This window comes from Polaribacter litoreus, assembly GCF_054584775.1.
In genome coordinates this window covers 1-5982 of the sequence record NZ_JBTLRD010000035.1, presented here as the reverse complement: position 1 = coordinate 5982, position 5982 = coordinate 1, and the positions used below count along the sequence as shown (strand labels likewise).

Below are 5982 nucleotides of genomic sequence, written 5' to 3'. Positions count from 1 at the left end.
TTGCTAGTTTTCACTAAGTTAATTAAAGAAAGACTATCCTTTGTGAAGTTGCGTTATTAAACAACTCCAAAAAAAAAGGGATTTAATCACACGATTTACTTGCGAACAGATTTTATCACTTTTTTTAAAAGTATTAGGTTTTCACTACCAAAAATAAACAAACAATAAGCTGCTTCACTAAGCTAAAGAAAGCCATAAAATCTTTAAGAAATCAAGAATTTTGATGAGGTTATTCGCCAATGTATACTAACGTGTTTGTGTATGATTAGTTGCGTGGTTTAAGCACTAAAGTTAGCAAATAAATCACAGATAGAAAGTCCGCGAGGACTTTCGTAAATTAGCTAAAACAAGCAATTAATTATACACGGTGTTACCTGCTGGCTTTTCTTCCGCAAACTTGCTAGCGTTGGCAAAGACATACTCTTTTGCAATTTTGGGTTTGTGTGTTGGCTGGTGCGAATTGCAAATGTGTATGGCTTTCAGCGTTGGCAATATTCCTAATTAGACATATTTGTAAAGTCAAATATCAAATGTTTTAGAACTCCAATTTCGATATGATTGGATTCAAAATAATCTTTATACAAATCATTCTTTTTCGAATTCAGAGTTTGAGTGTTTCTTTTGTCTTTAATTAGTAATTTATTAATTCCTTTTACAGTTTTGTTCACATTACCTTGAAGTAAGAAGCCTAACATACAACCAGATGGATATTTTTTGGAAGTAAACCTGTCCATACCATCATCTATATAACTTCTTTTAAGTCCGGAATCGTTTTCTTTTAATCGTTTAGCTTCAAAAAAATACTTAAATTCTAGTTTTGAAGTTATACTAGACATTCTTAAATCCACTCTTGGTAATTTATCGGCAAATCCTTTCTTTTTATTTGTTGTAGTTGATAAATGAAATTCTCTAGTTGCAGATATAGACCATTTCAACCTTTTAGGATTGCAATCTAATTTTTCACACAGTTCTTGTGAGATATCATTTTCATTCCAATCTAATTGGATTATTTTTTCATTTATCGTTACCTGATAAGCGTCTATAATTAGACTGAAACATTTAAACTCAAATGCCTTTTTGAATTTTTCTTGAATAATAGTATTTAATGCCATAATTAATTCTCGTTTAAAATTTCAAGAATTAATTCAGAAGCATCTTCTAATGCCATTGAATGCGACCAGAATCTTCTTTGATTTGGTCTAATAATATAAATATTGTTCCCTGATTTATAGTTAAGTTTTTTTCTAAAATAGATATTGGTGGCTTTTTCTTCCCATAAGTGTTTATCGAGTTTTTTTAATTCATCATCAATAAAATCTTCTGATAGAAAAGTTTCGTTTTTCTTTTCATTAAAAGAAATTTTAATCATCATTAAAGGACTAAATCTATTGATAGAATTAAAAATTGTAGCATTTGCAAATAAACCTTGTCCGTCAAGAAAATTATTTAATTCAATAGAAATTAATGTGCTAAATATATTTACTTGCTCTTGAAGTGCGGGAAATAATGCTTTTGATTTTTCTTGTTTATGGAATAAATCAATATTATTTAGCAAATGTTGAATAGTAAATCGGTCATATTCTGACAAATGACTTAGTATAATTTGATTTAATTCGTCTTCAATTGTTTTGTTAACTAAATAAAATTCTTTGTCGTAAAGCTTATTATCAAATAGTTTTACTATCTGATTTCTGCTTTTTTTATTTAATTTATCTATTAAAAAAGGGGCTTCGAATAATTCTTTATGTTTAACGACATCTCTTTCTATTCCCCAACTAGATGTTGTTAAAAAAGAAAAGTAGCGTATGAAGTCAGAATTTAAATAGACAGTTAACAATTTTAATAAATCAATATCGTCATCCTTTGAATAAATACCAACAATCCCTTTAGAATAAGCACTTTTATAATCAACATAAGAAGCTAGTAATGTTAAATTGCCATTATGAACTTTTACGCCTTCGTTTAATAGAATATGTTCTTTTTGATATGCTTCGGTTTTGCCTAACCTGTGAAATGCATCTAAATCAATTCTTTTATCAGGTTTAGGTGTATAGTATTTTACTATATTTCTTGGGGAATGAATAGGAAGTTTTTTTATTTCAGTATTGGGTTTATTTCTAGGACTGCTCGTTTGAAATCCTACGCCATAACTAATATTTTCTTTTTCAAGAAAATCCTTGATTAATGGGTTATCTCGATTTAACCGTTTTACTAATTCCCAATCATTCATTCCTCCCCACATTGTGATTTTCCAAATTTTAGTGTCGGGTTTTTGACATTCTTCTCTTGGTAAATATTTTAAATCTGAAAAATCTATATTTAGACCTTCAATAATATTTGACTTGATGTAAGTTTTAGGCGCATAATAAGCGATTTTATCAGAAGGATTAATAGGTTGCTCTTTTTGATAAAATACAATGCTTATAGGTCCAGTTGCATCTCCAAATAATTGACCACCAAAATTTTTCTTTGCATTACGAAGTATCGAAAAATTATATACTTTTTCTATATAACAATCATTAAATAGCCATTTCCTGAAATTCTGATAAGTTCCTCCTCGATTAGTTAAAACTTTAGTGTTAAATATTAATGCTATTTCTCCTTGCGGTGCGAACTTTGTGGATTTATGTAAAAATGGTAAAACCATTTCTTGAGCAAAATCAAATTTTTTGCAATAGTTTTTTACAGATTCAAGCAAACCTTTAGTGCCAAACGGTGGATTTCCGACTACTAGATTAAATTCTATGTTTTCTATTTCTTCGTTTGTCTCTACAGTATCTCTACAAAATAAATTTCTACCTTGTACTTTTAATGATTTATCTTTTGGGTTATTAATGAGATTTGGTAAGCTATGATTTTTATTTTGCCATATATTTTTTGGGTTCAGATTATCAACTAAAGCTAAGTATAAACTAAAAGCAGCAACTTTAATCGCTTGTGGATGTAATTCAATTCCAAAAATATTATCAATAAGTAGTTTTTTTAATTTATTAAAATCGGTTAGTTTTTCATTATGAGAATTCTCATAACGCTTTACTAATCGTTTAAAGCTTTCTACTAAAAAAATTCCAGAGCCACACGAAGGGTCTAAAATCTTTATGTTATAATTAGTTTCTGCTTTATTAACTGGTAGTTTCTCATTTAAAATAAATTCAACTAAAGAAGGTGGTGTGTAATATGTTCCTGTTTTTTTCTTTAATTCAGGGTCAGTTTTAAATAAAAAGTTTTCATAGATTTCACTTAACAATTCTATTTGTATTATGCTAAAATCAAATAGTCTCCAATCCTCAAATAGATTTATTTGCGGTGTGTTATCATAACCATTAATAAAACATTTTTTAATTAGTTGAAGTTGATTGGTCGATATGTCTTCTCCATCTTCTAAAGTAAAAACGTTACCATTGAAATGTTCTTCTAATTTATCGAATAATTCATAAGTAGAGTTTACATCATTTAGAATGTCAAAATAGGATTTTGCACCCTTTCTAATTTTGGAATAAAATTTCTCGTCTGTAGCTTCTCTATCTTCTAAGTATAACAGAAACAAAGAACGAAGAATGATTTTATGAATAAAATTAATTTCAAGTCCTTGTTGTTCTAATTGTTTAGCTGTGTTAACTAAACTATCTACTAAATACTTATCTACTCTGCGTTGTAAGTCAATTTTATTTCTAATAAACTGAGCTTCTTCTAAAGTCCAGATAATTCCTGTATCAACTGCAATAGTTGAAAAAAGTTTATTAAGTTCCTGAATTTGTTTTTTATCAGAAAATTTATAAGACTTTATTTCAATGTTTTGTAATTCTTTATTATAATCAAAATTATCTTTAGTGATGATTATAGGTTTTTCGGAACAGTTGTAAATACGAATTTCTGTTTCAGAGTAAACGTATAGAAATAGTACTTTTTTGAAGTTCCAAGCTTTTTTGTGAGTGCTTGCAATTTCTTTTAATGAATCTATATCAAATGAGTTTATTTTTTTTAAAAATATAGCAGGAAAACTATTGTCGTTTTCATCGGTATTAAAATAAACTGCATCTATGCCAAACTCTTTTGCTTGGTTCAAGACAATAGATTTACTTTCGGACAGCTTCTTGTCTTTCGAAGCAGTAGAAATGGCTTTGTTTAAACCAATTAAATCTATTGTTTTTTGTCCGTTCATTATTATTTTCTATTGTTTTTTTTGGTTTTTCGTAAAATACGAATTTATTAACCTACAAAGTTAATCTTTTTGAAAATAATAAAGTCAAATTAATTCGAATCTAGCAAATAAATTTTCATCGGGTGGCGTTGGGAAAAGGCAAGCTCTTTTTATTTTTTGAGGCACGAAAAAAAATAAAATGTGCTTGACTGCGCGTTGGCTTTTCAGCTTGCAGGTAACGTGTTTGTATATGGTTTGTTGCGTGGTTGAGCACGTAATTTAGCAAATAAAAACCGAATAGAAAATCCGCGAGGATTTTCGTAAGTAGGCTAGAACTAGCAATAAATTATATACGGTGTTAGCAAACGTATTTTTATTCTTGATTCCTTGCAAAATCCTTTACAACTTGACAATCAGACATTAAATAATTCATTAAATCTTTTAAAAATTTATCTACACTTTCCTCAAATGACATTTCATAAACTTTCATAGTTTTTTCAGCGTATTTCGCTGACGTTCCAGAAACTATCTGATTAAAACTTTCCATAGTTAATTTGTCAGTTCCTAATTCGTTCAGTTTTTCACAAGACTCTTTGGAAACGGATTCAATTAAGTCACGCTTTCTTTTATGTTTTTTTCTTTCTTTTTTTGATAAAGATTTTTGTAAATCAATATCTATTTCCGCAATAAGGTCATTACTTAATAAATTCCGTTGTTCAGTCGAGAGTTCAGACTGTTGGAAATAAAGTCCGATAGAATTACAGTTCCGAAAAGCTATGATTTTAGTCAAATTGTTTTTAACTCCAATTCGAGTAATGGTTTCAATAATTTCTTTCGGTTTGATTTTGTCATTTAGGTCATTTATTATAATTATTCCTTCGCTAAACTCAAAGCTTTCCTCTGTGTATAAATTTTGAGAATAAATAATTTTATAAGAAACCGATTTTTGAGATTCCAACTCAGTTTCTATTTTTTCAAATCCGTTTTCACAATCTAATTCAGACGTATTTTGGGCAAAATTAATTGTCGATAGTAATGAAAATAGAATTAGAAATATATTTTTGTTGATGGTCATTTATATTTTTGCTAACGTGATTATATATGGTTTGTTGCGTGAATTTTACAACTAAATTAATAAATAATTACTGACCAAGAAAATCCGCGAGGATTTTCGTAAGTGAGCAAAAAGCCAGCAATAAATTATATATGGTGTTGTAAGGCGTTTTTTTTCATTCTTTTCAGTTTATTTTCCTAAAACTCTATTGTATATCCAAAAAATCAAATATCCAATTGCAATTAGTCTTACTATAATGCTAAAAGGGGAATATTTTATTTTCGTTTTTTCAAGATTTAGTGGTAATATTTGTTGTTCAGTCCATTCAGGGTTTAATTGCATACCAAATTGATAATTTATATTATCTTTTGTTTGAATTTTTAGCACCATTCCATCTCCAAATAATGAACTTATTTTCAATAATTCAGAAGATTCAATTTCCTCAATTGGAATTATCCATTTTCCACAAATAATTCGAGATTTAGTTAATAAAATTATTGCTCGTTGAGAATTTACCCAATTTGTTCCTTTCGTGACATCTACGTTTCCGTTTGTTATTATTCCTTTTGAAGCATCAGAAGCAAAGACTTTATCATTTGGATTAGACAATTCGTGTTTTTTCTTTTTTCGACTCGTTCCGTAGATTAAGTCAACAAAACCTTTCATTATTTTATTCAACATTTTTTTTTGGAGTTTTTCTGTAATGCCTTACAACGTACGGGTTGTATGGTTAGTTACGTTAATTAAAGATACTATTTTCCTGATAATTACTAAAAAAAAAATCGCG

The 5982-nt window shown here is 28.4% G+C and carries 4 protein-coding genes; all 4 read right to left on the bottom strand.

The window, feature by feature from the left end; all coding sequences use genetic code 11:
* Positions 1 to 497: 497 nt before the first annotated feature.
* The 4 genes from ACW9UN_RS16655 to ACW9UN_RS16640 all read right to left on the bottom strand — a co-directional run bounded on the left by ACW9UN_RS16655 (position 498) and on the right by ACW9UN_RS16640 (position 5876).
* Positions 498 to 1112 (bottom strand): hypothetical protein, encoded by a 615-nt coding sequence (locus ACW9UN_RS16655; protein ID WP_459487495.1) that lies wholly within the window; start codon positions 1110 to 1112, stop codon positions 498 to 500.
* Between the two features lie 2 nt (positions 1113 to 1114).
* Positions 1115 to 4162, bottom strand: a complete 3048-nt coding sequence (locus ACW9UN_RS16650) for an HsdM family class I SAM-dependent methyltransferase (RefSeq protein WP_459487494.1) — start codon at positions 4160 to 4162, stop codon at positions 1115 to 1117.
* A 352-nt stretch (positions 4163 to 4514) separates the two neighbouring features.
* A complete protein-coding gene (locus tag ACW9UN_RS16645; RefSeq protein ID WP_459487493.1) occupies positions 4515 to 5216 on the bottom strand; it encodes a hypothetical protein in 702 nt (233 codons plus the stop codon).
* A 168-nt stretch (positions 5217 to 5384) separates the two neighbouring features.
* The gene (locus ACW9UN_RS16640) at positions 5385 to 5876 is read right to left on the bottom strand and encodes a hypothetical protein (protein ID WP_459487492.1); all 492 of its coding nucleotides are present in this window, start codon (positions 5874 to 5876) and stop codon (positions 5385 to 5387) included.
* Positions 5877 to 5982: the final 106 nt, after the last annotated feature.